This window comes from Actinomyces sp. 565 (genome assembly GCF_010365615.1).
Classification (GTDB): Bacteria; Actinomycetota; Actinomycetes; order Actinomycetales; family Actinomycetaceae; genus Actinomyces.
This window is the reverse complement of the sequence record NZ_PIZD01000049.1, coordinates 166,161-192,874: the sequence shown is the minus strand read 5'-3', so window position 1 is coordinate 192,874 and position 26,714 is coordinate 166,161. Positions and strand designations below refer to the sequence as shown.

Annotated in this window: 16 protein-coding genes and 4 tRNA genes; 7 read left to right on the top strand and 13 right to left on the bottom strand. The window is 70.6% G+C overall.

The features are described 5' to 3' along the window. Window positions 1-6: 6 nt before the first annotated feature. Window positions 7-2,235 carry an excinuclease ABC subunit UvrC gene (gene uvrC / locus GZ997_RS08380; RefSeq protein ID WP_162679552.1) on the bottom strand — a complete coding sequence of 743 codons (2,229 nt, stop codon included), beginning with the start codon at window positions 2,233-2,235 and terminating at the stop codon, window positions 7-9. A 376-nt stretch (window positions 2,236-2,611) separates the two neighbouring features. Between uvrC and GZ997_RS08375 the strand changes: the two genes are divergently transcribed. Both GZ997_RS08375 and GZ997_RS08370 read left to right on the top strand, forming a co-directional pair. After that, window positions 2,612-3,526, top strand: coding sequence for a Cof-type HAD-IIB family hydrolase (locus GZ997_RS08375; RefSeq protein WP_237564329.1), 915 nt, complete (start codon window positions 2,612-2,614; stop codon window positions 3,524-3,526). A gap of 1 nt (window position 3,527) precedes the next feature. Further along, on the top strand, window positions 3,528-4,400 hold the full coding sequence (locus GZ997_RS08370; protein WP_162679551.1) for a Cof-type HAD-IIB family hydrolase: 873 nt from the start codon (window positions 3,528-3,530) through the stop codon (window positions 4,398-4,400). 21 nt (window positions 4,401-4,421) lie between these two features. Here GZ997_RS08370 and GZ997_RS08365 read toward each other — a convergent pair. From GZ997_RS08365 to GZ997_RS08355, 3 genes are all read right to left on the bottom strand, one after another. Further along, window positions 4,422-4,496: transfer RNA gene (locus tag GZ997_RS08365), tRNA-Val, on the bottom strand. A 1-nt stretch (window position 4,497) separates the two neighbouring features. Continuing rightward, window positions 4,498-4,568: transfer RNA gene (locus GZ997_RS08360), tRNA-Cys, on the bottom strand. A 31-nt stretch (window positions 4,569-4,599) separates the two neighbouring features. After that, window positions 4,600-4,672 (bottom strand) — tRNA-Gly (locus tag GZ997_RS08355). Between the two features lie 154 nt (window positions 4,673-4,826). Between GZ997_RS08355 and GZ997_RS08350 the strand changes: the two genes are divergently transcribed. Continuing rightward, a tRNA-Val gene (locus GZ997_RS08350) sits at window positions 4,827-4,899 on the top strand. Between the two features lie 414 nt (window positions 4,900-5,313). On the opposite strand, the gene GZ997_RS08345 is transcribed toward GZ997_RS08350, so the two are convergent. After that, on the bottom strand, window positions 5,314-6,693 hold the full coding sequence (locus tag GZ997_RS08345; protein WP_161923984.1) for a UTP--glucose-1-phosphate uridylyltransferase: 1,380 nt from the start codon (window positions 6,691-6,693) through the stop codon (window positions 5,314-5,316). Between the two features lie 79 nt (window positions 6,694-6,772). On the opposite strand from GZ997_RS08345, the gene GZ997_RS08340 reads away from it, so the two are divergent. Together GZ997_RS08340 and GZ997_RS08335 are read left to right on the top strand one after the other, a co-directional pair. Further along, complete coding sequence (locus GZ997_RS08340; protein ID WP_162679550.1) at window positions 6,773-9,124, top strand: DUF2339 domain-containing protein; 2,352 nt, start codon at window positions 6,773-6,775, stop codon at window positions 9,122-9,124. Window positions 9,125-9,249: 125 nt separating this feature from the next. Continuing rightward, window positions 9,250-11,676, top strand: coding sequence for a DUF2339 domain-containing protein (locus tag GZ997_RS08335; RefSeq protein WP_162679549.1), 2,427 nt, complete (start codon window positions 9,250-9,252; stop codon window positions 11,674-11,676). On the opposite strand, the gene pdxT is transcribed toward GZ997_RS08335, so the two are convergent. Beyond that, window positions 11,636-12,199, bottom strand: a complete 564-nt coding sequence (gene pdxT / locus GZ997_RS08330) for a pyridoxal 5'-phosphate synthase glutaminase subunit PdxT (protein ID WP_162679548.1) — start codon at window positions 12,197-12,199, stop codon at window positions 11,636-11,638. The two genes, GZ997_RS08335 and pdxT, sit on opposite strands and share 41 nt — an antisense overlap. Further along, window positions 12,196-13,128, bottom strand: coding sequence for a pyridoxal 5'-phosphate synthase lyase subunit PdxS (gene pdxS, locus GZ997_RS08325; RefSeq protein WP_161923979.1), 933 nt, complete (start codon window positions 13,126-13,128; stop codon window positions 12,196-12,198). Before pdxS ends, pdxT begins: the two co-directional genes overlap by 4 nt. Window positions 13,129-13,261: 133 nt before the next feature. On the opposite strand from pdxS, the gene GZ997_RS08320 reads away from it, so the two are divergent. After that, the gene (locus GZ997_RS08320) at window positions 13,262-14,629 is read left to right on the top strand and encodes a PLP-dependent aminotransferase family protein (protein ID WP_343212307.1); all 1,368 of its coding nucleotides are present in this window, start codon (window positions 13,262-13,264) and stop codon (window positions 14,627-14,629) included. Window positions 14,630-14,664: 35 nt separating this feature from the next. On the opposite strand, the gene uvrA is transcribed toward GZ997_RS08320, so the two are convergent. Then, window positions 14,665-17,517 carry an excinuclease ABC subunit UvrA gene (gene uvrA / locus GZ997_RS08315; RefSeq protein ID WP_162679546.1) on the bottom strand — a complete coding sequence of 951 codons (2,853 nt, stop codon included), beginning with the start codon at window positions 17,515-17,517 and terminating at the stop codon, window positions 14,665-14,667. A 402-nt stretch (window positions 17,518-17,919) separates the two neighbouring features. Here uvrA and GZ997_RS08310 point away from each other — a divergent pair, with 402 nt between their 5' ends. Further along, entirely contained in the window at window positions 17,920-18,204 is a 285-nt protein-coding gene (locus tag GZ997_RS08310; protein WP_161923976.1) for a YciI family protein, read from the top strand. A gap of 72 nt (window positions 18,205-18,276) precedes the next feature. On the opposite strand, the gene GZ997_RS08305 is transcribed toward GZ997_RS08310, so the two are convergent. The 5 genes from GZ997_RS08305 to GZ997_RS08285 form a co-directional block, all read right to left on the bottom strand. Beyond that, complete coding sequence (locus GZ997_RS08305; RefSeq protein ID WP_162679545.1) at window positions 18,277-20,766, bottom strand: HAD-IC family P-type ATPase; 2,490 nt, start codon at window positions 20,764-20,766, stop codon at window positions 18,277-18,279. 60 nt (window positions 20,767-20,826) lie between these two features. After that, the gene (locus GZ997_RS08300; RefSeq protein ID WP_162679572.1) at window positions 20,827-21,885 is read right to left on the bottom strand and encodes a TerC/Alx family metal homeostasis membrane protein; all 1,059 of its coding nucleotides are present in this window, start codon (window positions 21,883-21,885) and stop codon (window positions 20,827-20,829) included. 311 nt (window positions 21,886-22,196) lie between these two features. Beyond that, window positions 22,197-24,293: an excinuclease ABC subunit UvrB gene (gene uvrB, locus GZ997_RS08295; RefSeq protein WP_161923974.1), complete on the bottom strand. Its 2,097-nt coding sequence runs from the start codon at window positions 24,291-24,293 to the stop codon at window positions 22,197-22,199. 58 nt (window positions 24,294-24,351) lie between these two features. After that, window positions 24,352-24,939 carry a dephospho-CoA kinase gene (gene coaE / locus GZ997_RS08290; protein ID WP_161925315.1) on the bottom strand — a complete coding sequence of 196 codons (588 nt, stop codon included), beginning with the start codon at window positions 24,937-24,939 and terminating at the stop codon, window positions 24,352-24,354. A 90-nt stretch (window positions 24,940-25,029) separates the two neighbouring features. Continuing rightward, the coding region (locus tag GZ997_RS08285) for a hypothetical protein (RefSeq protein WP_162679544.1) at window positions 25,030-26,714 on the bottom strand (1,685 nt) is incomplete at its 5' end.

Here is a 26,714-nt window from a genome sequence, read left to right as displayed (position 1 = left end):
ATTGTGTCACCGATCCCGCCCCGCCGCAGCGGGCGTCGGCTCCGCGCTCGTCCCAGCGCCCGGTAACTCCGATTCCCCGCCCCCGGCGGCGAGCCGGCGGGCAACGGTGGCGGCCAGGGCCGGGCCGATGCCCTTGACGGCGGCGATCTGCTCGGGTGAGGCGGCCCGGATGCGCTTGACCGAGCCGAACTCCTTCAGCAGGGCCGCCTGCCGGGCGGGGCCGAGCCCGGGGATGGTGTCGAGCACGGAGCGGGTCATGCCCGCCGAACGCTTCTTGCGGTGGTGGGTGATCGCGAAGCGGTGGGACTCGTCGCGCAGGTACTGCAGCAGGTACAGGGCGGGCGAGGTGCGCGGCAGCACGATCGGGAACTCCTCCCCCGGCACCCACACCTCCTCCAGGCGCTTGGCCAGGCCGACCAGCGGCACGTCGACGCCCAGCTCGTCGAGCACGGCCCGGGCCGCATTGACCTGCGGCAGTCCGCCGTCGACGACGACGAGCCCGGGGGCGTAGGAGAAGCGGCGCGGACGCCCGGTATCGGGGTCCACGGGGCCGGAGACCGGGCCCCCGGCCGCCTCCTCCACGTACTGGCCGCCGACGTCGACGGGCACGGAGCCGGACACCGGGCCGGGGCTGTTCTGCTCGGCCAGCAGCCGCTTGAATCGGCGGGTGAGCACCTCGTGCATGGCGGCGGTGTCGTCAGCGGTTCCGGAGCCGTCCTGGCCACGGATGACGAAGCGCCGGTAGTCGGACTTCTTCGGGGCGCCGTCCTCGAAGACGACCATGGAGCCGACCTGGTAGGTGCCCTGCGTGTGGGAGATGTCGTAGCACTCCACGCGCAGGGGGACCTCCGGCAGATCCAGCGCCTCGGCCAGCTCCTCCAGCGCCTGGGAACGCTGCGTGAGGTCACCGGCACGGCGAGTCTTGTGCTGGCGCAGGGCCTCCTCGGCGTTCTTGCGCACGTTGCCCATAAGCGCGGCCTTGTCCCCGCGCAGGGGCACGCGCAGCTCCACCCGGGCACCGCGCAGGCCGGCCAGCCAGTCGCGCACGGCCTCGGCGTCGGGAGGCAGGGCCGGCACCAGGATCTCCCGGGGGACGGCCGTCGTAGCGGTGTGGGTGACGTCGTCGACACTGGTGGCTCCGCGCTCGCGGCCCCCGGTGCGGGCGCCGTTCTCGGGCGCGGTGCGCTCCAGCGGTGCGGCCGGTGCGCGACCGCCCACGCCGAGGGAGGTGGTCGGCCCGGAGCGGACGGGAGCCCCGACGGCGGTGCCCGCGGGGGCGGCGGCGTCGGCCGGGTCCAGCAGGTCGGAGTAGACCTGCTGGAGGAGCCGCTCAATGAGTTCGGCGTCGCTGGCGTCCTCAACCAGGTCGATCACCCAGCCGCGCTGACCGCGTACCCGCCCGCCGCGCACGTGGAAGACCTGCACGGCTGCGGTGAGCTCGTCCCGGGCCAGCGCGAACACGTCCACGTCGGTGGCCTCCGGCAGCACCACCGCGTTCTGCTCGATGACCTTGCGCAGCGCCTCGGCGTCGTCGCGCAGGCGGCCCGCCTTCTCGAAGTCGAGCGCCTGGGCGGCGGCCCGCATCTGCGCCTCTACCTCGCGCAGGTAGGGGCCGGTGCGCCCGGCCATGAAGGCGCAGAAGTCCTCGGCCAGGGCCCGGTGGCCGGCGGGGCTGATGCGGCCCACGCAGGGGGCGGAGCACTTGTCGATGTAGCCCAGCAGGCAGGGGCGGCCGGAGGCGTGGGCACGCTTGAACACGCCGGCCGAGCAGGAGCGGATGGGGAAGACCCGCAGCAGCTGGTCGAGGGTCTCGCGGATGGACCACACCTGCACGAAGGGACCGAAGTAGCGCACACCGGGGCGGCGGGCACCGCGGACGATCTGGGCGCGGGGGAAGGTCTCCTGCATCGTGACCGCCAGGTACGGGTAGGACTTGTCGTCCTTGTACTTGACGTTGAAGCGCGGGTTGAACTCCTTGATCCAGGAGTACTCCAGGGCCAGGGACTCAACCTCGGTGGACACCACCGTCCACTCCACCGCGCACGCGGTAGTGACCATCTTCTGCGTGCGCGGGTGCAGCGCGGTCAGGTCCTGGAAGTAGTTGCTCAGCCGCTGGCGCAGGTTCTTGGCCTTGCCGACGTAGATGACGCGTCCCTCGGCGTCCAGGAACCGGTATACGCCGGGCGAGGTCGGGATGTCGCCGGGAGCGGGTCGGTATGTCGACGGGTCGGCCATGGCAGGAGATTATGCGATCGCTTTCCCACCCGCGAAGATCACCAGCAGCATCGCGGCGGTGGCCCGGCGGCCGGTTCCCGGGCCTTCAGCGCCTCCCCACGCGGTGCCGCACGTGGCCTGACGATTGACGGCGCGCCCGGACGGCCTGCGGATGGTGCGTGCCCGGGCAGGCCGACGGGAGCCCATTCGCCATATCTACCGATCTCGGCGGTTATTGCTACCGACCTCGGCGGTAACGTCTACCGACCTCGGCGGAGCGGCGTCCGGCCGACGTGGTCCTGGCCGGGCACCGGACCACCACCTATGCTGTGACTATTGTCTCGGCTCGCCGCATGCGCCTGCCCGGCCAGGGGCCGACACCGTCGAGGAGTCACCCGTGTTCAGTTCTCCGCCCACACCGCCGAAACTGCCGGAGGGGCACGCACTCGCGTCGGCCACGGCACCGGCCCGGCCCCGCATCATCCTGTTGGATGTGGACGGCACCCTGGTGACCTACACGAACATGCTGCCCGACTCGGCCGTCCGCGCGGTCCGCCGGGCCCGCGCCGCCGGGCACCGCGTCTACGTGACCACCGGGCGTTCCCGAGCGGAAGTGCCCGAACGCATCTGGAGCATCGGCTTGGACGGCATGATCGGCGGAAACGGTGCCTACGTGGAGGATGACGGCGAGGTGCTACTGCACCGCCACCTGTCTCGTGACGACTGCGCCCGGATCGTGGCGTGGCTGCGGGCACGCGGGCTGACCTTCTACCTGGAGTCGAACTCGGGCCTGTACGCGCCGGAGTCGTTCCCCGATGCCGCTCGCGATGCGATTCGTGCCTATGCCGCCGGCAAGGGGCACGATGACGCCGCGTCGCTGGAGGTGGCGGACGCACTGCCGGATCTAGTACTCACCGAGCAGCTGGTGCGCGAGGACGTCAACAAGATCAGCTTCGTGCTGTCCGGCCCGCAGGATATCGAGGCCGCACGCCAAGCCTTCCCCGGGCTGCTAGTCGGTACCTGGGGCGGCCGTGGGCACGCGGCCCTGTTCGGGGACCTCGCCCTGCCCGCGGCCAACAAGGTGGACGCCATAGATGTGCTGCTGCGTCATCTGGGGGCGTCTCCCGGCGACGCCGTGGCCTTTGGGGACGGCGCGGTGGATGTGGGCATGCTGCGGCACTGCGGGGTCGGTGTGGCCATGGGTAATGCCGCGCCGGGGGTGAAGGCGGCCGCTGACCTGGTGACCGACGACGTCGAGGACGACGGCCTGGCCAGGGCCTTCACCCGCCTCGGCCTGATTGAGGAGCCCTGAGATGAGCCAAGCACCGGAAACGGATGGCGCCGCGAGGCCGCCCGCTCCCCCGGCGCGCCGGCCGTCGGCGCTGCGCGTGGTGGCGGTGGATATGGATGGCACTTTCCTGCGCACCGGGTCCACCTACGACCGGGACCGCTTCGCACCGCTACGCAGCCGCATGCGGGAGGCCGGGGTGCGCTTCGTGGTTGCCTCCGGAAATCAGGAGGCGCAGCTGCTCGGCTTCTTCCCGGCCGCGGACGGCTTGGCCCCCGACGGCGTGGTGTCCGACAACGGGGCGATTGTGCTGGCTGACGGCGCCCGGCTGCTGGAGACGCACGTGCCCATGGATGCGCTGGCCCGGGTGCTGGCAGTGCTCGACGACGCCGCCGGGCTCACCTTTATCGCCTCCGGCCCGGACGGCGCCTACCTGCGCGAGTCGGAGACGCCGGAGATGCGGGAGCTGCTGACCTTCTACCACCCGCAGTACCAGTACGTCGCGCACACCGCCGACATCAACGGCCACCGGGTATCCAAGATCGCGCTAGTTGACAAGCGCGGCTTCACGCAGGTCTTCCTGGACCGGTTGTCCGCGGCGCTGGAAGGAGCCATGGTGCCGGTGGTGTCGGGGCATGACAGCGTGGACCTGATCGTGCCCGGGAGGCACAAGGCCTCCGGTCTGGACGTGCTGCTGGACCACTGGGGGCTCACACGTGGCCAGGCCGCCGCCTTCGGGGACTCCGGCAATGACGCGGAGATGCTCACCGGCGTCGGCTACGGCATCGCCATGGAGAACGCTTCGCCGGCCGCCCGGCGGGGCGCCCGCTTCACTGCGCCCGCCAATGACGACGACGGCGTGCTACAGGTCTTGGACGCCTGGTTCCCCGCCGACTGACCGGCGGGAGAAGCAAGGCGGTGGTGGGCGATACTGGGATCGAACCAGTGACCTCTTCCGTGTCAGGGAAGCGCGCTACCGCTGCGCCAATCGCCCGAGGTGGGTACCGGATTCGAACCGGTGTGAACGGCTTTGCAGGCCGGTGCCTAACCTCTCGGCCAACCCACCATTAAGAGGCTGGGGGGACCCGGCGCCTCGGAGCGGATGACGGGACTCGAACCCGCGACCCTCACCTTGGCAAGGTGATGCTCTACCAACTGAGCCACATCCGCATGCTCGGCACTTCGGGGTGCTTGCGTTCCCCTGAGCGCGGCTGAACCATAACACCCGGCAGGGGCCTGCACGCAAATGCACAGGCGGTGATCCACCTCACCGGCGCCGCGTTTGCCGGAGAGGGCCCATTAAGGCTAATCTCTCCACCGCACCGGGCGATTGGCTCAGGGGTTAGAGCGCCTCGTTCACACCGAGGAGGTCACTGGTTCGATTCCAGTATCGCCCACCGGCTGCGCAAGGCCCCGGACCGTCTGGTCCGGGGCCTCAATTGTTCATTCCGTTCACTTCCCTCTGCGAGCAGCTCGCGGTGTACTCCCCGGCGAACGGCTCAGCCGAGGGTTGCCGGTGATAGGGGGTTATAGGCGCAAACGTGGTGCTTTAGACCGGCGTTGTGGCCTCTGCCGGCCGGTTCACTCGGCCCGGCCTTTGTGGGTGGCGGCGTCCGGCGCCGGGGCCGGGGAGGCTTCGCACGACCCTGGACGACACTGCACGACCCCGGTGCGCACTCCACGACCCCGGGGTGGTCGTGCAACACACACCAAGGTCGTGGAACACGGGTCTTTGCGATGGGAGCGCGTGGAAGCCCGGCCCGGCGCCCGGGCATTCCCGGGCACCGGCCCCAGGCCGCCGTCGGGACGGCTCAGTCCAGACGCGTGCCGTCCTGCACCACCCCGGGCGCCCCCGCCTCGGTCACGGCCGCATCCCCGGTGGCGACGACGTCGGCCCCGAAGGTCCAGTCGCCCCGCACCGTCAGGCTGCTCGCGTCGCGGATGGAGGGGACCCCGTGCGGGAAGCGGGCCTCGAAGTCGGCGATCCGCTTGTAGTAGCGCGGATCGAGGTCCACCACGCAGGCCTGCTCGGGCACCTGCCGCAGCAGCCCGTCGGCGTCCACCTCGTACACGTCTGAGCGCAGCAGCAGCAGGTCGTTGGTGGTCTTGACCGGCAGGAAGCGGCTACGCGGCACCTCCACGGCGGTGGCGCCGTCGAAGGCCTCCACGGCTGCACCCATGGCGGTCTCCAGCTGGATGACCGGCGTGGAGTCGGGGTCCGCCGGGTCCACCGTCTTGTCGTTGCGGATCAGCGGCAGTCCCAGGATGCCGTGCCGTTCAACGAGCGTATCCCGCAGCACCTCCAGGTCGAACCAGAGGTTGTTGGTGTGGAAGAAGGGGTGACGGTACTGGTCGGTGAAGTAGTGCATCTCCTCGGGCGGGGTCTGGGCGGTGTCGCGCAGGATGATGCGGCCATCCGCCTTGCGCACCGCCAAGTGCCCGCCCTTGACGTCGGCCGGGGTTCGGCGGCACATCTCCGGCGCGTAGGGGGCGCCGGAGGCGGCGAACCAGCCGGCGATACGGGCGCTCGGGGCAGCCCCCAGGTTGTCGGAGTTGGAGGTCATCGCGTACTTGTAGCCGCGCTCCAGGAGGGCGTCCAGCACACCGGAGGCCACCAGGGCGGTGTAGATGTCGCCGTGCCCGGGCGGGCACCACTCCAGGCTCGGATCCGCCTCCCACTGCACCGGCGTCAGGTCATCGGCGCGCAATTTGGGCTCCCGGTTCTGCAGGAAGTCCAGTGGGATGCCCTCCACCTCGATGCCCGGGTGGGCGGCCAGGGCCGCCAGCGTGTCCGCGCGGGTGCGGAAGGAGTCCATGAAGATCAGCGGGAGGGTCACGCCGTAGCGGGCGCGGGCGGCCATCACCTGGTCTACCAGCAGGTCCAGGAAGCTCTTGCCGTCGCGCACGGGCAGCAGCGACTTGGCCCGGTCCATGCCCATGGAGGTGCCGAGCCCACCGTTGAGCTTGATCAGAACGGTCTTGCTGAGCGCCTCGCGGGCGGCCGCCTCATCGACCTGGACGTCGTCGATGGAGTCGATCTGCGTGAGTGGCTCAATGGTGTCCTCGGGGACGAGCCCGGTGGCGCCCTCCTCAAGCGCACGGTAGTAGTGGCTGAAAACGTCGATGGCCTGCTCCGCGACGCCGGCGTCGCGCATCTTTGCCTGGGCGGCGGCCAATCCGGTAGTGCTCATGGGCAAAGGCTATCCCACCGCGAGGCACGACTTTTATCAAAACCGTGACAACACCACGCCCTTGTCGGATCCTTGGCTCATGGAGCACTACGACAGTGCGCGACTCGACGAGTTGCTCACCCGCCTGGCCACCCTGGAACGCAAAATCGACGGACTGGAGGTCCGGGTCGACCGGCTGGCGGCCGCATCCGCAGCCTCCCCCGACCCCATCCCGACCCCTCCAGGCGTGCCCCTGAAGCCTTATCCGGATGACGACCCCTTCGTGCGCACTCCCGCCCCGGCACGGGTTCGGCAGCCCCTACCGAGTCCGCTCCCGAGTCCGCTCCCGAGTCTGGCGCGTCCGACTGCACCGCCCGCGCCGCAGGTCCCGGTGCCGACGCCCGGCGGCACCGCCACCCACCGGGAGGGAAATGTCGGCGCCTACCTGTTATCCGGTGCGGCGGCACTGCTGGTGCTGCTGGCCGCGACCAGCCTCATTGCGCTGGTCTGGGACCAGATTCCCGGTGCCTGGAAGGTGGCGGCTCTAGGCCTGCTCGCCCTCGGCATGGTCTCCGCCGGGACCTCTCTTTCAGAGAACCGGCCGCACCAGCAGGTAGCGGCGGCCACCGTCACTGGTACCGGTGGGGCGCTGGGTTTCGTGACCATCATCGGAGCTGTCCTGATTGTGGACTTGGCGCCCGTCATCGCCCTGGTGCTCATGGCCGCCTGGGGCTTCGTACTGCTGCTGGTGTCGTGGACGACGCAGCAGTTCTTCACCGCCGTGGTCTCCACGCTGGGCGCGCTGGTTACCGTCGCCTTCGCATGTACGCAGGCGAGCAACCACCCCGGCCGGGCACTCCTGCTGTGGACCCTGGTCAACGGATACGTGATCGCCTGGGGCGTGGTATGCGCGTTGCTGCCGCATTACACGCCGCGTATGCACCTGGTCGAGTGGGTTCCCACCACCTCGATGGCGGTGACGGCGGCGGCGCTCCTGCTCTGCCCAGTCACTCTGCTACGCGATGGGTCACCCGTCGGCGTCGCCCTGTCGTGCCTGCCCGCCGTTGTGCTTCTCGTTCAGGCGCATCACTCCGGGCGGCTGCTGTCCCGCTCCGCCGGGCGAGGCGGGACCGTCTGGGAGTGGGGCGGGGTCGGTGCCGTCCTGGTGCTCGCGGTACTGCACTTCACAATGGCTCCTGCGGCACCATCCGCCGCACGCGCCCTCCCCGCGGCACTCATCCTGACGGCCGCGACCGCATCCACTGCCGCCCTGCGGCCCGACGACGCCGAGGACTCCTCCTGGCCGCAGAACGTGATAGGCGTGAACCCGTGGGTGATCCTAGGCGTGGGCGTCGCCGCATTCGCCGTCGACGTCAGACTGCTGCTGCCAGCAGTCGTCTGCTTGGCACTGGCGTGCCTGCCGACTGTGCACGCCGGACACAGCGCCCCCGTGGCGATGCTGCCGATGACCGGTCTGGCCGCGCTGGGCCTCACCGCCGGCGCGCGACCACAGCCGACGCCGGAGCTTTGGCTTGCACTTGCGGCGGTCATCACCGCCGTCGGCTCGAGTATCTGGCTGGAAAGCCGCCTGGCGTCGCCGTCGGCTCCCGCAGCTGTCCCCGCGCCGACTCAGCATGGGCGCTTCAATCCGCTGACGGCGGGCGCCTGGCTGGTTGGAGCGGACCTGGTACTGGTGGTTCCGCAACTGGTGCGAGCACTGAGCCCGAACACCATTACCGCGCCACTGCTCGCGGGCGCGGGCGCCCTGGCCATGGCCGGCCTGGGCCTGTTCAACCGTGGTTGTTCCCCACTGACCCTGGCATCGGGGGCCTGGGCGGGAGTGCTGGACGGGGCGACTGGACTGCGTACACCAACCGTGCGCCGCACACCCATGATCGCCTGGGTGGGCTTCGGCATTCTGTCGGTGCAGGCGGTAGCAACGCTCACCGCGGCAGACGCGTTCCGCTCCACCGCCGGAGCACTGGTTGCCTGTCCCCTCGTGATCCTGGGCCCGGCCCTTGCAGCTGCCGGGGCCCGTCTGCTGCTGCCCTGGCTGCACCAGTCGCCAGTGGGCGTGGCCGTCGCGGTCTCGCAGAGCGCGACGCTGTGGTGGGCCGTCATGGTCCAGTCTGGAGCCTCACCGACCTCCATGCTGGTTACCGCCATGGTGCTGGCAACCGGGACCGTGTGCATCGTGGCCGGGTTCCGGGTCCAGGCCACGGCCCTGCGCCACTACGGCCTGACCCTGGTGATGGCGGTGGTGATGAAGCTGGCGCTGCTGGATCTGGCGGACGGGAGCTCGATCACCCAGGTACTGGCGCTGCTGGTGGCCGGGCTGGCGTGCTTCTGCCTGTCTTTGGCATACAACCGGTTCGCGCACGAACAGGCCCGGTATGCCGCCGAGACGAACCCGGCGCCAACCGACGATCATCGGGTGCCTCCCTACACCTGATGGACCTGCATGGCTGACGTGCCCGACGCGCCAGCCATATCCGGCTGGGTCACAATCCGGGCCGAGGGGAGTACTCCCCGTCGCGACGGCGTGACTTCGGCCCGCCAGGGCCGGATCCTTGAGGCATGGATACGGCCAGCAGTGAGCAGCTCGAAGAGATCATCGGGCGCCTGACAACCCTCGAACGCAAGCTCGACTGGGTGGCCAATAGGATCTCCCGTGATGGGCACCCCCTCGACTCTGCGGCGCGTCCGCAGGCGCGCCCCGCGCCGGTCGCCTCCCCACCTGCCCGGCCGATGACTACGCGGGCATCGTTCTCCTCACCGGCCGCGGCTCCTGCGGTGCAACCGCCCCGGACCCCGGCCCTGGCCACATACCCGCCGTCCAAGCCCGTTCTGAAGGCGCCCGCCACCCCATTGCAGAACGCCCCGGCGGCAGTGGCCCCCAGCGGCTCCACAAGCGCTGCCGACGACGCCCCATTCGCAGTGCGGCCCATACGAGAGAGGCGCACCGAGGGGAACATCGGCAGATACGTCCTGTCCGGGGCGGCAGCGTTCCTGATCATGTCCGCCGCCGTGAGCCTCATAGCCCTGGTCTGGGACCAGATTCCCGACATCGTGAAGGTGGGGACGCTGGGTGTCGTAGCTGTCTCCCTGGTCGCCGCGGGCACGATCGTCAACCAGACGCGAGAGCGACTGCAGGTGGCGGCCGCCACCCTCACGGGCACGGGCGGTGCGCTCGGCTTCGTCGCCGTCATCGGTGCCGCCCTGATCGCCGGGCTGAGCCCGGTCGCCGCCCTGGGACTGATGGTGGCCTGGGCCTTCATGCTGCTGCTGGTGTCCTGTGCCACGGCACAGTTCTTCACCGCCGTCATCTCCATGCTGGGGGCGCTGGTGACCGTCGGCTTCACCACCTGGCAGGTGACAACACACCCGGAACAGGCGGTCCTGGCCTGGACCTTGATCGATATCTACACCGTCGCCCTGGCCGTGGTGGCGGCGATACTGCCGCGTTTTACACCCCGCATGCGCCTGGCGCCCTGGCTGCCGACCACCTCCATGGTGGTCACCGGCACCGTGCTGCTGACCGGCCCCTCCCGGCTGCTGGTGACGCAACCGCTCACCGGCGTCGTGCTGCTCGCCGCGCCCTGCGCGGTACTCCTGGCGCAGACGCACCACTCCGCGCGTCTGCTGGCCGGAGCCGGAGCGCGGGAGGCCGCCGGATACGAGTGGGCGATCACCGGCATCATCCAGGCGCTGGCGTTGCTGATGCTCACTTCCGCGGACGGCGTGGCGTCATCCACGCGCAACGGCATGGCCGTGGTCTTCCTGGCCCTGGTCTGCCTGGCCACCGCCGCCCTGCTCCCACAGCAGGCTGCCTCCCCGTGGCTGCGCGTCATCGCGCCGGTGAACCTGGGGACGGTGCTGTGCATCGCGGCGGCCGTTTTCGCTTTGAATATCGCACTGCTACCGCCTGCGGTGGCGGCGGTGGCGCTGGCCGCCGTACCCGTGGTGCGTGCCGGTTACAGCGCCCCCGTGCCGGTGCTTCCGCTGTTCAGCACAGCCGCGCTGCTGGCAGTGTTCTCCCCCGACCGCAGCACCGTGATGCTGGCCATTCTGGCCGTACTCATCGGCGTGCTCCTGACCGCTCCGCTGGAGGCACTGCTGGCTCCGCCCCCGAGTTCCGAGGAGCACGCGAACCGGCCCGCGTGGCTCTCCGCGGGGATGTGGATCACAGCCGGCCAGTTGGTGCTGATCATCCCCAGGCTGCTGGACCGGCTGGTTCCCGCCGTCGGCCTCGGCGGGGCGGGCCAGTTCGCGGCACCGCTACTGGCGGGTGCCCTGGCGTTGGCGCTGGCGGGCATGGGCCTGTTCACGCCCCGGTGCAGTCCTCTCTTGCTCGTCTCGGGTCGGCGCGCGGGACAACTGGCGGGCGCTACCGACTTGCGTACCCCGGTCGTGCCCACGGCGCCGCCTCTGGCGTGGCTGGGCGAGGCGCTGTTGACGGCACTGGCCGTCGCCGTGCTGGTGCGCGCCGACTCCCTGGGCTCCCTGCTGCTGGCGGCACCGTTGGTTGCCCTGGCACTCGCCCTCGTGGTGGTCGGTGGGCGGATGCTGCTGCCCTGGCTGCGGCACTCCGCGGTGTCGCTCACCGTGACGCTGACCATCGCGCTCTCGCAGAGCCTCGCCCTGTGGTGGTCGGTGATGATCCTCACCGGCGCGTCGGCAACCTCTTTGCTGATCACCGGTGTGGTGCTGGCAACCGGTGCCGCCTGCACCGTCATCGGATTCCGGCTGCACGCCACCACGCTGCGCCACTACGGGCTCACCCTGGTGCTGCTGGTGGTGTTCAAACTGGCCGTGGTGGATCTAGCCGGACAAAACTCGCTCTCGCGGATCCTGGCGCTCATGGTCGCCGGCGTCGTTTGCTTCGGGCTATCGCTCGCATACAACCACTTCGCCCAGGAGCAGGCGGAGCGCGGCGCGATCGGAGTCGGTCCCGCCGGCGCCATCACCCCAGCAGATCGCGGTGGATCGTCGTATCCCCGGTGAGCTCGGGATGAAAGGAGATGCCGAGGACCCGTTCCTCCCCCTCCCCCTGCTCGACGCCGCCTATCGCCGGCCCGGATCCGTTCCGGCCGACGCCCCGCCAGGTTGAGCAGACGCGCACGCCGTGCCCCACCCGGGTGATGCGTGGCGCGCGGATGAATGCGGCCACGACGCTCCCGTCCTTCCATGGCAGCCGGGTGGTGGCGGAGTCCACCTGGGGGCCGAAGGCGTTGCGCTCGACGTCGACGTCGAGTACCCCCAGCGTCGCCAGGAGGATCAGGCCCGCACAGGTGCCGAGCGTCGGCACCCTGCGGGCGGCATCCTCGATGGCCTCGGTCAGGTCGAAGGCGGCCAGCAGTCTACGCAGCGTCGTCGACTCCCCGCCGGGCAGCACGAGCGCCTCAATGCCCTCCAGGTCGCCGACCCGGCGCACCAGCCGGGGGCGGTGACCGAGCGACTCGATCATGCGGGCGTGCTCGGCGACGCCTCCCTGGAGCGCCAGGACGCCGACCAGCCGGCCGCTCACCAGCCGCGCTCCGCCAACCGGTGGGGCGCGGGCAGGTCGGCCACGTTGATGCCGACCATCGCCTCTCCCAGCCCCCGGGACACCTCGGCGATCACGGCCGGGTCGTCGTAGGCGGCGGTTGCCCGGACGATTGCGGCCGCGCGGGCGGCGGGGTCACCGGACTTGAAGATGCCGGAACCGACGAATACGCCGTCGGCTCCGAGCTGCATCATCATGGCGGCGTCGGCCGGGGTGGCGATCCCGCCGGCGGTGAACAGCACCACCGGCAGGTTCCCGGTGCGGGCGACCTCGGCCACCAGGTCGTAGGGGGCGGCAAGCTCCTTGGCGGCGACGTAGAGCTCGTCCTCGCGCAGGCCGCGCAGGCGGGCGATCTCCTCCTTGATGGTGCGGATGTGGCGCGTCGCTTCGGAAACGTCGCCGGTGCCGGCCTCCCCCTTGGAGCGGATCATGGCGGCGCCCTCGGCGATGCGGCGCAGGGCCTCACCCAGGTTGGTGGCGCCGCAGACGAAGGGCACGGTGAAGCGCTGCTTGTCGATGTGGTGGGCGTAGTCCGCCGGCGACAGGACCTCGGACTCGTCGATGTAGTCGACGCCCAGATGCTGTAGGACCTGCGCCTCGACGAAGTGGCCGATGCGGGCCTTGGCCATCACCGGGATGGAGACGGCATCGATGATGGCGGCGATCAGGTCGGGGTCGGACATGCGGGCCACGCCGCCCTGGGCACGGATATCCGCGGGGACGCGTTCGAGCGCCATGACGGCGACGGCGCCGGCCTCCTCGGCGATGCGGGCCTGCTCCGGGGTGACCACATCCATGATCACGCCCCCCTTGAGCATATCGGCCAGGCCTCGCTTGACCAGGGGCGAGCCGGTGCCCGCGGGTACGGCAGCGGCGGATTCCGGGGCGGTGGGAGTTTCGTATGTGCTCATGGCGCCATGCTCACGGCAGCGGTGGGCCATTGTCCGGACCACACTGAAGGCAATTCTTTGGACCACCGGATAGTCTGGCCCGGACGCGTGGTCGGCCGATGCGGCCGGTTCAACAGTTTTGGGAGGCGTTCCGGTGCTCATTGACCGCAGGCAGCCGCTCCCCCAGCAGGTGGTGGTGGACATCCGCGGCCGCGTCGCGCGCGGCGAGCTCGCGCCCGGGGATCCGCTCCCGGCGACCCGGGCGCTGGCGCGCAAGCTCGGCATCTCCCGCGGCAGCGTCGTGACCGCCTATGAGCAGCTCGTGGCGGAAGGCTTTCTCACCGCCACGCATGGCGGCACCCGCGTCAATCCGGAACTGCCCCGGCCGGTGCCGCAACGGCGTGCACGCGCCTCCGGGACGCCGGCGCCGTCTCAAGCCTCCGAATTGCGGCCGGGGGCGCCCGTCACCGGGGTGCTCACCACCGGGCTGTGGCGCGCCGTCTGGCGGGCCGCCGCCGCGGATCCGCGTCCGCACCCCGCCTCCGGTTCCGCCGAGCTGCGCGAGCTCCTGGCCACGCATATTCGACACACACGTCAGGTCGACGTCGATCCGGCACGCATCCTGGTCACCGCGGGGGCCCGTGACGGCTTGCGGCTGGCCCTGAGCGTGCTCGGTGGCCGCGGGGGCGCCTCGGGCGCGGGGGTGCTGGCCGTCGAGGAGCCGGGGTACCCCTCGCTGACCGGCATTCCCAGGGCGCTGGGCTGGCGCACGGTCCCGATCGACACCACCGCCTTCAGGGACGCTTCCGCCTCCCCGAGTCTTCCCGCCGGGACGCAGGCGGTGCTGGTCACGCCCAACCACCAGTTCCCGTGGGGTGAGCGCATGCCCGCCGGGCAGCGCCTGTCCCTGCTGGCGGCCGCGCGTCGGGCGGGAGCCATGATCGTCGAGGACGACTACGACGCCGAGCTGCGCAGCGCGCCCGCGCCCCTGCTGTCCCTGGATTCCGGTGAACAGGTCATCATGCTCGGCTCGTTCGCTAAGACCCTCAGCCCCGCCGTCGGCCTGGGCTACCTGGTGGCGCCGGAGGAGGCGGTGGCGCGGATGCGCCCGTTGTGCGTGCCCGTGTCCGGCATCGTGCAGGACGCGATGACACGCTTCCTGGCCCAGGACGGTCTGCGCCGCCACGTGGCCCGCACGCGGCGGATCGAGCGGCAGCGGCGGGCGCTGTTCACGGAGGTGTTCCCGGAGGGCGTGCCCATGGAGGGCGGGCTTCACGCCGTCGTCCTGCTGGCGCCGCACGCGGATGAGGCGGGTGCCGTGGACGCGTGTCACCGCGCGGGCCTGGGGGTCTCCGGGATCTCGGCGTACTGGGTCTCCCCGAGGGCCTCGGCCGGCCCGGGCGTAGTGCTCGGACTGGGCGCGCGCACGCCCGAGCACCTGCGGGAGCTGCTGGTGCGGCTGCGGGAGGTGCTCACTCCCTTCGGTCTTCGCCCCCGGTCGGGGCGCGCCGCCCGGGACTAGCGGAGCCGGCCCGTAGCCCGGGGCGTCGGAGCCGGTCAGCTCGCCGCCCGCCGCTGCTCCAAGACCTCCTTGAGGTAGTGGCCGGTCCAGGAGCCCTCGACCTCGGCGACCTGCTCGGGGGTGCCGGTGGCAACCACGGTGCCGCCGTCCTTGCCGCCCTCCGGGCCCATGTCGATGATCCAGTCGGCGTTGGCGATGACATCCAGGTTGTGCTCGATCACCACCACGGAGTTGCCCTTGTCCACCAGCCCCTGCAACACGCCCAACAGCTTGCGGATGTCCTCGAAGTGCAGGCCGGTGGTGGGCTCGTCCAGCACATAGATGGTGCGGCCGGTGGAGCGGCGCTGCAGCTCGGTGGCGAGCTTGACGCGCTGGGCCTCGCCGCCGGACAGCGTGGTGGCGGCCTGCCCCAGGCGCACGTAGCCGAGGCCGACCTCCACCAGCGTGTTCAGGTGGCGGGCAATGATGGGGGTGGCGGCGAAGAAGTCGGCCGCCTGGCTGATGGTCATGTCCAGGACGTCGGCGACCGTGGCGTCCTTGTAGCGGATCTCCAGGGTCTCCCGGTTGTAACGGGCGCCGCCGCACACCTCGCAGGGCACGTACACGTCCGGCAGGAAGTTCATCTCGATCTTGAGGGTGCCGTCACCCTTGCAGGCCTCGCAGCGCCCGCCCTTGACGTTGAAGGAGAAGCGGCCGGGGCCGTAACCGCGCACCTTCGACTCGGGCACGGACGCGAAGATTTTGCGGATGTGGTCCCACACGCCCGTGTAGGTGGCGGGGTTGGAGCGCGGCGTGCGGCCAATGGGCGACTGGTCCACGTGCACGACCTTGTCCAGGTTGTCCAGGCCACGTACGGTCTTGTGGCGTCCGGGCACGCCGCGGGCGTGGTTGAGGCGGTTGGCGAGCACCTGGTAGAGGATCGAGTTGACCAGGGAGGACTTCCCGGAGCCGGACACGCCGGTGACGGCGGTGAACACGCCCAGCGGGAAGGTGACGGTGACGTCCTTGAGGTTGTTCTCGCGGGCGCCGACGACGGTCACCGCCCGCCCCTTGACGGGCTTGCGGCGACTGGCGGGCACCTCGATGGCGCGGCGGCCCGCCAGGTAGTCGCCGGTGACGGAGCCGGGGGCCTGAAGCAGGCCGGCGACCTCGCCGGCGTAGACGACCTGGCCGCCCCGCTCCCCCGCCCCGGGGCCGATGTCCACCACGTAGTCCGCCGAGCGGATGGTCTCCTCGTCGTGCTCGACGACGATCAGGGTGTTGCCCAGGTCCCGCAGGCGCTCCAGGGTGTCGATCAGCCGGGTGTTGTCGCGCTGGTGCAGGCCGATGCTGGGCTCGTCCAGCACGTACAGCACGCCGACCAGCCCGGAGCCGATCTGGGTGGCCAGGCGGATGCGCTGCGCCTCGCCGCCGGAGAGGGTGGCGGCGCCGCGGGACAGGCTCAGGTAGTCCAGGCCGACGTCGACGAGGAAGCCCAGGCGGGCGGCGATCTCGTTCAGGACGCTGCCGGCGATCTGGGCGGCCTGGCCGGTCAGCTCCAGCCCGGCCAGGAAGTCGCGGCACTCGCTGATGGACAGGTCGCACAGCTGGGCGATGGACTTATCGCCCACGCGCACCGCCAGCACCTCCGGCTTGAGCCGAGTGCCATTGCAGACGGGGCAGGGGATCTCCCGCATGTACCCCTCGTAGCGGTCCTTGGACCATTCGGACTCGGTCTCGTCGTGCTTGCGCATGACGTAGTTGAGGGCGCCCTCGAAGCCGGTGGAGTAGATGCGCTCCCGGCCCCAGCGGTTGCGGTAGCGGACCTTGATCTCGAAGTCCTTGCCGCGCAGGATCGCGTCCTTGGCACGCTCGGGCAGGGCCCGCCAGGGGGTGTCAACGTCGAAGGACAGCTCCTCGCCCAGTGCCTTGAGCTGCCGGGTGAAGTACTTCTGGTGGCTGGCCCAGGGGGCGACGGCGCCCTCGGCCAGGGTGAGTTCCTCGTCGGGGACGACGAGCTCCGGGTCGACCTCCAGTCGGCTGCCGATGCCGGTGCAGGCCGGGCAGGCGCCATAGGGGGCGTTGAAGGAGAAGGTGCGCGGCTCCATCTCGTCCAGTTGGAGGGGGTGCTCGTTGGGGCAGGCGCGCTTCTCGGAGTAGCGGTGCTCGCGGCCGGGGTCGTCCTCGGGCAGGTCCACCAGGTCGATGATGACCAGGCCATCGGCCAGCCCCAGGGCGGTCTCCACCGAGTCGGTCAGCCGCTGGCGGATGCCCTCGCGTACCACCAACCGGTCGACGACCACCTCGATGTTGTGCTTGAGCTTCTTGTTCAGGGCGGGCACCTCCCCCAGGCGGTGGGTGGCGCCGTCGACGCGCACGCGGGAGAAGCCGCGGCCCTGCAGCTCGGTGAACAACTCGGTGTACTCGCCCTTGCGGCCGCGGATCACGGGGGCGAGCACCTGGAAGCGGGTGCCGTCCTCCAGCTCGCGGATGTGGTCGACGATCTGCTGGGGGGTCTGGGAGGAGATGACGGCGTCGCAGACGGGGCAGTGCTGGACGCCGGCGCGCGCGTACAGCAGGCGCAGGTAGTCGTAGACCTCGGTGACGGTGCCCACCGTGGAGCGGGGGTTGCGGGAGGTGGACTTCTGGTCGATGGACACTGCCGGGGATAGGCCCTCGATGAAGTCGACGTCGGGCTTGTCCATCTGGCCGAGGAACTGGCGGGCGTAGGAGGACAGCGACTCCACATAGCGGCGCTGCCCCTCGGCGAAGATCGTGTCGAAGGCGAGGGAGGACTTGCCCGAGCCGGACAGGCCGGTGAAGACGATCATCTTGTCCCGCGGGAGGTCGATGCCGATGCCCTGCAGGTTGTGCTCGCGGGCGCCACGGATGATGAGGGAGTCGTTCACGGGGTCAGAGTGTAGGGCCAAGGACCCGCCTTCGTACACCCGTTCGACTGTGTGAGGCGAAGCGCTGGAGCCGCTTCTGCCAGGCGCCGGCGCCGCCACCCTCATAGTCCCCTCCGGCGCGGCCTCGACGGCCCGCTGGCGCCGCTGGCCGCCCGTACACGTCTCACCGGTCCCGCGCCCGGCACCACCGCCAAGGCTCCAGAGCCGCTACTCCCGCCCCTTCCTGGGCGGCGGGGAAGACGTTTTACGACCTTGGGGTACGTTTTACGACCCCGGGGTGGTCGTGAAACGTACCCCAAGGTCGTGAACTGCGAGGACCGGCCGCGACAGGTCTCCCCCACGGGCACGGACAGGAACCGGATCACCCGCCACGGCCGCGGCCCGGTGGCTTAGGCTGGCGGCATGAGCAAGATCTTCGCCGTCGAGTACCACTACGTCACCGACCAGGACGAGGCCATGGCCGCCCTCCGCCCCACCCACCGCGCCTTCAACGCCGCGCTGGCCGAGCGGGACCGGCTGCTCGCCGCCGGCCCCTACGTGGGCACGCACGACGCGCTCATCGTGGTGCGCGCCGACGACGCCGCCGGCGCCCTGGCCCTGCTGGAGGAGGACCCCTTCAACCAGGCGGGCTTCATCGCCGAGCGCATCCCCCACGAGTGGAACCCGGTGATCGGCGTCCTGGCCTGACGGTCTCTCATCTCCCGGCCTTCCTGCCTTACGGCCCGAGCCGTCGCCCACGCCCGCCGCGGCTAAGCAGGTTCAGTTCACCAGGCCGCGGCCATGCAAGTATGCGACCAGGCGCGGGCGCAGCAGGTATACCGCCTCAATGCCCGCCACCGCGGCGGCGGAGACGATCAGTACGACCCACCAGGTGCCCGCCGCGGGCCAGGCCAGCAGGAAGAAGTCGCGCACGGCGGGCACGAACACGCCCAGCACCGCGATCCCGGCCATCGCCACCACCAGTCCAAGCCGCCAGCCCAGCAGCGGCCGGGCCGTCAGCGTCAACAGCCACAGTCCGGCGCACACCAGCACCAGGGTGGCGCCGGTAGTCACCTGCGCGTCCGCCGCCCCGGATGCGACCAGCCAGGTGCGGGCCGCCAGGGTGGCGCTGCCGGCCACCAGCCCGGCCGGAACCGCCAGGGTCAGCACCCGCCCCAGGAAGCCCTCCCGGTAGCGGCGGGAGTTGGGGGCCAGGGCGAGTATGAAGGCGGGGATGCCGATGGTCAGGGACGACACGATGGTCAGTTGCCGCGGCAGGAACGGGTAGGCGATGGCGGTCAGGGAGACCACCACGGCGATCAGCGAGGCGTAGACGGTCTTGGCCAGGAACAGGGAGGCGATGCGCTCGGTGTTGGCCATGACGCGCCGACCCTGCGCCACCACACCCGGCAGGGCGGAGAACTCCCCCTTCAGCAGCACCAGTCGGGCCACCGCCTTGGTGGCGGGCGCCCCGTTGCCCATGGCGATGCCCAGGTCGGCGTCCTTCAGGGCGAGGGCGTCGTTGACGCCGTCGCCGGTCATGGCCACCACCCGGCCCCGGGACTTGAGTGCCTGCACGAAGGCGCGCTTCTGCTCGGGGGTGACTCGCCCCAGCACGCTCGCGCCCTCCAGGGCGTCGGCCAGCCGCTCGGCCTCCGGTCCGTCCGGGTCTGCCTCCTGCGGCAGAGTGCGGGCGTCGACGGCGACCGGCTCCCCGCCGTCCGGCCCGGTCACGCCCGCCCGGCGGGCCACGGCGGCAACCGTGTCCGGGCTGTCCCCGGAGATCACCTTGACCTCAACTCCCTGCCCGCGGAAGTAGTCCAGGGTCTGGGCGGCGTCGGGGCGGATCTCCTCGGCCAACACCACCAGCGCCGCCGCCTCCAGGCCACCGGGCAGCAAATGGTCCTCGGTGCCCTCACCGCAGGGCTCGCTCGCACGCGCCAGTGCCACCACCCGGGCGCCGTCGGCGGCGCGCTCGCGCGCCCGGGCCACCACGGCCTCAGCGCCGGATGCGGTGGCGAGCACGATCTCGGGGGCGCCGAGCACCCAGGTGGTGGCGTCGTAGCGGAGCGCCGACCACTTGCGGCGTGAGGAGAAGGGCACGGCCGCCTCCACCGTGCGGGCCCCGGCCGCGGCGGCCCGCTCCCCCAGGTACCGCTCCTCGGCCAGGCCGCGGGCAATGGCGACAGCGGTCGCATTGGGGTCTTCGCCGTCGCTGAGGGCCGCCAGCGCCTCCAGCACCTCCCGGCCCGGGGCGCCGCCGTCGGGGGCGGTGACCTCCTCCAGGCGGATTGCTCCGGTAGTGATGGTGCCGGTCTTATCCAGGCACAGGGTGTCCACACGGGCCAGCACCTCGACGGCGGGCAACTCCTGCACCAGTACGTTGCGGCGGGCCAGCGCCAGGGATGCGGTGGCGAAGTTGACCGAGGTGAGCAGCACCAGCCCCTGCGGCACCATGCCGACCACGCCCGCGATCCCGGCGACCAGTGCCGCCTGCCACTGCCCGGAGGTGAGTGCGTGAGCCACGCCGCCGTTCTGCCGCAGCTGCGACCAGAACAGCAGCAGGGCGACGGGCACGATCACCCAGGAGATCCAGCGCAGCACCCGGTTGGTGCCCTCCTGCAGTTCGGAGGTGACCACCGAGTAGCGGCGCGCCTCCCGGGCCAGCCGGTGGGCGTAGGCGTCGGCGCCGACCGCCGTGGTGCGCACCAGGGCAGTGCCGGCGGTGACGGTGGTGCCGGACATGACCCGGTCGCCGGCTTCGGGGCGCACCGGGTCCGACTCGCCGGTCAGAATGGACTCGTCCACCTCCAGGTTGTCGCTGCTCAGCACCACCGCGTCCGCGGGCACCTGCTCGCCGCTGCGCAGCCGCAGCACGTCGTCGAGCACCACCGCGGCCACCTCCACGTCCTGCTCAACCCCGTCACGCAGCACATGCGCACGGGGCGCGTCCAGGACGGACAGCCGGTCCAGGGCCCGCTTGGCACGCACCTCCGCAATGGTGCCGGTGGCCGTGTTCAGCAGCAGCACGAAGCCGAACAGGGCGTCCTTCCAGGAGCCGAACAGCAGGATCAGCACCAGTGCGGTGCCCAGGATGGCGTTGAACACCGTGAAGACATTGGCGCGCAGGATCGCGGTGGCCGAGCGCGAGGTGGTGTCCCGGTAGGCGTTGGTCCGCCCGGCCGCTACGCGCTGGGCGACCTCCTGGCTTGTCAACCCGGTCGTATCCGGAACCTCGGCGGGCGCGGTCGTGGTGGGGGTGGTGCTCACGGGGTCAGCATGTCCTGCCTGGCGCGGAACTTCCTGAGAGGCTTTCCGCGTGTCCGCGGCTCAGGCGCCAGACCGAGCCTTTACTGCGCGCTCGGACGCGCCCGTGCCGCCGGTACCTGCCGCTACTTCCCGCGCGGCCCGGCGGCGGGAGACGAGCACGGAGGCACCCACGGTGATCAGGATGACCACCACGATGAAGCCGAGCGAGAATCCGATGTCAGGCTCGGGCACGACCTCCCAGGGCTCACCGCCGTTGATGAAGGGCACCTCATTGGTGTGCAGGGCGTGGTTGACCAGCTTGAAGCCGATGAAGGCCAGGATGGCGGCCAGCCCGTAGTGCAGGAAGATCAACCGGTCCAGCAGCCCGTCGATCAGGAAGTACAGCTGGCGCAGGCCCAGCAGGGAGAAGGCGTTCGCGGCGAATACCAGGTAGGGCTCACTGGTCAGGGAGTAGATCGCCGGGATCGAGTCGACGGCGAACATGACGTCTGCAGTGCCGATGGCGATCACGCACAGCAGCATGGGCGTGATCATGGTGCGGCCGGCGTGCCGGTGGATGAGCTTGCCGCCGACGAAACCGTCGGTCATAGGCACGACCTTGGCCACCATGCGCACGAAGCCGGTGGGCCGGTACTCCTCTTCCTCGTGTGCCTCGGGCTCCTCCACGCCCTCCCGGGCCTGGGACAAGGCGGTCCATAGCAGCCAGGCGCCGAACAGGTAGAAGATCCAGGAGAAGTTCTCAATCAGCGCCGCGCCCGCCAGGATGAATGCCAGCCGCAGGAACAGGGAGATGATGATGCCGGCCAGCAGCACCTCCTGCTGGTACTTCCGGGGTACCCGGAAGGCGGCAATCATGATGACGAACACGAAGAGGTTGTCGATGCTCAGCGCCTTCTCGGTGATGTAGCCGGCGAAGTACTCCTGCCCGTAGGTGCTGCCCCAGATCGCCCACACGATGCCGCCGAACACGACTGCCATGGCGATATAGCCGATCGACCACTGGGCCGCCTCCTTGAGAGAGGGCTCGTGCGGGGTGCGCACGTGACCGACGATGTCGATCGTGATCATGGTGATGATGATGGCGGCGAGGGCGAGCCAGCCGAGGGCGTGGACATCCACTACATGTACCTCCGGTACGGCGCTAGTACCGGAGGTCTCCTCCCGCCAGGGGCGCATGGGTTGCGCCTGTCCTCTGGCCTGCGACGCCGGGAGCCGGGGCTGCCGCGGTGCGGTGCCGGTCCGGCCTGCCGTGATGACGACGTCGCCGTTGCTGGGAGTACTCCCCTCCGTATGGGCTTGTGCCCCGAGTCTATCGCCGTGGGGTGCCCGGCCCGCCAGCCCCGCACGCCCTGAAACGGTGTGTGCTTGCCGACGTCGACGGCGCCGCGTTCCGCCTCGGGGCGGCCGGGCAGGGTGGCCGCGCAGCCGCCTCAGGCGGTGGCCCGCATGTCCCGCAGCTCCTTCTTCAGGTCCTGGATCTCGTCGCGCAGCCGGGCGGCCAGCTCGAAGTGCAGGTCCTCGGCGGCGGCGTGCATCTGCTCGGTCAGCTCCTGGATCAGCCCGGCCAGGTCGGACTGGGCCGCACCGGCGAGCTTCTCGCGCACGGTGGCCTCGGCGGCCTGCTTGCGGCGGGAGACGACCTGCTTCTCCTCGTGCCCCCGGTAGCCGCCGGCCAGCAGCTCGGCGGTGTCCACGTCCTCGCGGGCGAGCATGTCGGTCACGTCCGCGATCTTCTTGCGCAGCGGCTGCGGGTCGATGCCGTGCTCGGCGTTGTAGGCGAGCTGCTTGGCGCGGCGCCGTTCGGTCTCCTCAATGGCCTCGGTCATGGCGGGGGTGACCTGGTCGGCGTACATGTGCACCTCGCCGGAGACGTTGCGGGCGGCCCGCCCGATCGTCTGGATCAGCGAGGTGGACGAGCGCAGGAAGCCCTCCTTGTCGGCGTCGAGAATCGCCACCAGCGACACCTCCGGCAGGTCCAGGCCCTCGCGCAGCAGGTTGATGCCTACCAGTACGTCGAACTCCCCCAGCCGCAGCGAGCGGAGGATCTCCACGCGGCGCAGCGTGTCGACGTCGGAGTGCAGGTACTCCACGCGCACCCCCCGGTCGGCGAGGTAGGTGGTCAGGTCCTCAGCCATGCGCTTGGTCAGCGTGGTGACCAGGACGCGCTCGTGCTTGTCGACGCGGCGACGCACCTCCTCCAGCAGGTCGTCGATCTGCCCCTCGGTGGGCTTGACCACGATCTTGGGGTCCACCAGCCCGGTGGGGCGGATGATCTGCTCCACCACGCCGTCGGCGCGCTGGAGCTCATACGGGCCGGGGGTGGCGGAGAGGTAAACGGCCTGCCCCACCCGGTCCTCGAACTCGGAGAAGGTCAGGGGCCGGTTGTCCAGGGCGGAGGGCAGCCGGAAGCCGTGGTCCACCAGGGTGCGCTTGCGGGAGGCATCGCCCTCGTGCATGGCGCCGATCTGCGGGACGGTCACGTGGGACTCGTCGATCACCAGCAGGAAGTCCTCCGGGAAGTAGTCCAGCAGCGTGTTGGGGGGCGTGCCCGGGGAGCGGCCGTCGATGTGCATCGAGTAGTTCTCCACGCCGGAGCAGGTGCCGATCTGGCGGAGCATCTCCAAGTCGTAGGTGGTGCGCATGCGCAGCCGCTGCGCCTCCAGCAGCTTGCTGTCGCGCTCCAGCACCGCCAGGCGCTCGGCCAGCTCCTCCTCTATGCCGGCGATGGCGCGCTCCATGCGCTCGGGCCCGGCCACGTAGTGGGAGGCGGGGAACACGAACACCTCCTCCACCCGGTCGATGACTTCCCCGGTGACCGGGTGGAGGGTGGCCAGGGCGTCGATCTCGTCGCCGAAGAACTCCACCCGGATGGCCAGCTCCTCGTACATGGGGATGATCTCCACCGTGTCCCCGCGCACGCGGAAGGTGCCGCGGGTGAAGTCAATGTCGTTGCGCGTGTACTGCATGGTGACGAAGCGCCGCAGCAGCTCGTCGCGGTCGATCTGCTCCCCCACCCGCAGCGGCGTCATGCGGTCCACGTACTCCTGGGGCGTGCCCAGGCCGTAGATGCAGGACACGGAGGAGACCACCACCACGTCCCGGCGGGTGAGCAGGGAGTTGGTGGCGGAGTGGCGCAGCCGCTCAACCTCGTCGTTGATGGAGGAGTCCTTCTCGATGAAGGTGTCCGTCTGGGGGACGTAGGCCTCCGGCTGGTAGTAGTCGTAGTAGGAGACGAAGTACTCCACTGCGTTGTTCGGCAGCAGCTCCCGGAACTCGGCGGCCATCTGGGCGGCCAGGGTCTTGTTGGGCTCCAGGATGAGGGTGGGGCGCTGCACCTGCTCCACCAGCCAGGCAGTGGTGGCCGACTTGCCGGTGCCGGTGGCCCCCAGCAGCACGATGTCCTTCTCCCCGGCGTTCAACCGTTCGGCCAGCTCGGCGATGGCGGTGGGCTGGTCGCCGGAGGGCGTGTAGGGGCTGATGACCTCGAAGGACTTCTCGGCGCGGCGCAGGTCGGTGACGGGACGCATGGCCCCAAGGCTACGCGGAGCCCGTTAGGGCGGTGAGGGCACGGGCCACTGCGGACCACTAGTCAGCTGCGGGCGCAAGCCGGTTGTCCCACAGCTCCTTGACGGCTGCGGCGAGTTCCTCCAGGGAACCGGAGTTGGGCACCACGACGTCGGCGACGGCGCGCCGCTCGGCATCGGTGGCCTGGGCGGCAATGCGTGCCAGGGCCTGCTCTCGCTCCAGGCCACGGCGCCCAAGGCGCTCCAACCTGGTCTCCAGCTCCGTCTCCACCACGACGACGACGTCGAACATGCCCTCCATCTGGCCCTCCACCAGCAGGGGCACGTCATAGACGGCAACCTGGCCGGCCGGCACGGCCGCCAGGCGTGACCAGGCCTCGGCGGCCACGAGCGGCAGGATGATCTCCTCCAGGCGAGCGCGGCGCAGCGGATCCGCAAAAACGAGCCGGCCGAGCGCGCGCCGGTCCAAGGCGCCGTCCGCAGTCAGCAGCTGCTGCCCGAATTCGGCCACGACGGCGGCTAGCCCCTCGGTGCCGGGCTCGACCACTTCCCGGGAAATCGCGTCAGCGGACACAACCCGGGCGCCGTGTGCCGACAACAGGCGAGCGACCTCGGACTTGCCTGCGCCGATGCCGCCGGTCAGCCCCACGTACAGGGCGCGCCCGGCGGGTCGGGAGCGGCGCGACTGGTGTGGTGGTACGGGGAACGCGGCAGTGCTCATAACCACATCATGCCCGGTTCACTGCGGGTCGGCACGGTGGCGGCCGCCCCGACCACGAACGTACGGGGCTATGGCCGCCTCAACCGCCTCGATTCGGTCGGCAGTCCCGGCCGGCGGTGTCTTGCAGCGCTCAAGCTGCTCGCGGCAGCGTTTGCAGGCCTCCCTGGCCGCAGCGGCGCAGTCGTGGTCGTCCTGTGCACCGGCAGCCAGTCTCTCTGCGAGTGCGGCCAGGGCCGGGGCGCTGGTCTCGGGGTGCCCAACCGCGTCTACGAGAGTCCCGATGCGCTCTCCTATACGGCCCGTCGGCCAGGTTCCCACCAGCTCGTCCACGCGCGCCCAGTGCGAGGCCACCGCCGCCTGATCCTCGCGGGCGTCCGCGCTGCGGGCCGCGGTGGCCAGACAGGCGCAGGCCAGCTCCACCCATCCCTGCGACAGGCACAGCTCAGTGGTGTCCAGGGCCTCACGCTCAGCCCTTTCGCTTGCTCCGAGTTCCAGCAGCAGCCGGGCGAAGGCAATGCGCAGGTCGACAACCGTCTCCAACTGGGAGTCGTCGACAACCTCAGCCAGGGAACGACTGACGGTCTCCGCCGTGGTCAGGGCCCGTTCATGCACCGCCTCCAGGCCGTAGCCGCGGGCAAGCACCAGCAGGCGGTCGACTTCGGCCAGCAGGGAGCGGTGGTCTGCCAGCCGCCGTGCGTCCACGGCCGGACCGGTGACGGTGCCGTATGACCGGCCGGCCAGGCTCGCCGCCTCCGCAGCCATGCGTGACTCGACCCGGTAGGAGACTCCATTGTTTCCATTGCGCCTATCAAAGCGCGCCGCCAGGGACCGGGCGAAGGCGGTGACGGCGTCGTAGGTGCGGGCGACCGTCTCCCAGCCCGTGACCTGGGGTGGAGCCACCCAGGGGTTGTCCCAATGCAGACGCGTGCCGACGGCGTTGGAGCCGTATCCGGCACGGTTGGCTTCACGCAGCACCAGGCTCACGCCTACGGCGGCATTGAGCAGGCTCCAGGCGCTGGTGCCGTCGGCGGTGGTGTCGGTATGACGTAAGCGGGCCAGGCCCCTCTCCCACTGGCCGGACAACCCCAGGTACTCCAGCTCATCCCCCAACAAGCGCAACCGCAGCGGCTCCGTCATCTCCAACGCCGTCAGCGAGGCCAGGGCGTCCTCAGCCTCCACTCGGCGCCGCTGCGCCAGGTAGGGCAGGAGGCTCGCCGCCAGCCCCAGCGCGGTCAGTGCCGGATCGGCGTCGGGGCGGGTGGGGACCGCTGTCGTCGTGCGGAGCACACCGGAGTAGTCGTCGTGCAGGCGGGCGGTGGCCAGGGTGGCGCCGACGTCGACGGTGCCGAAGGAGAACAGGCGTGCCACCCGCAGGTGCTCCAAGGCATCATCACGCTGCCCGAAGTATGTGCACAGCTCCACCTCGGCGTAGCGCAGCGGCAGCGCCGAAAGCCCGGCGCTCCTGCGCACGGAGCGGCAGGCGGCGATGGCGGCGTCGATCTCAGCGCTGGGCCGCTCAGGATCCTCGCCCAATCCTGCCAGCCAGGTGCGGTCTATGGCAGACAGCGACTCCGCAACCTCCTCGGCCGCACGGCCCGAGGGCTCATCTGCGGGCGGCTCGGCGACCACTAGCTCGTACAGGCGCTGCTGCGCCTGCGGGCTGCGTGGGTCACCGATGTCCCGTATGAGGGCCGAGAGCTCGT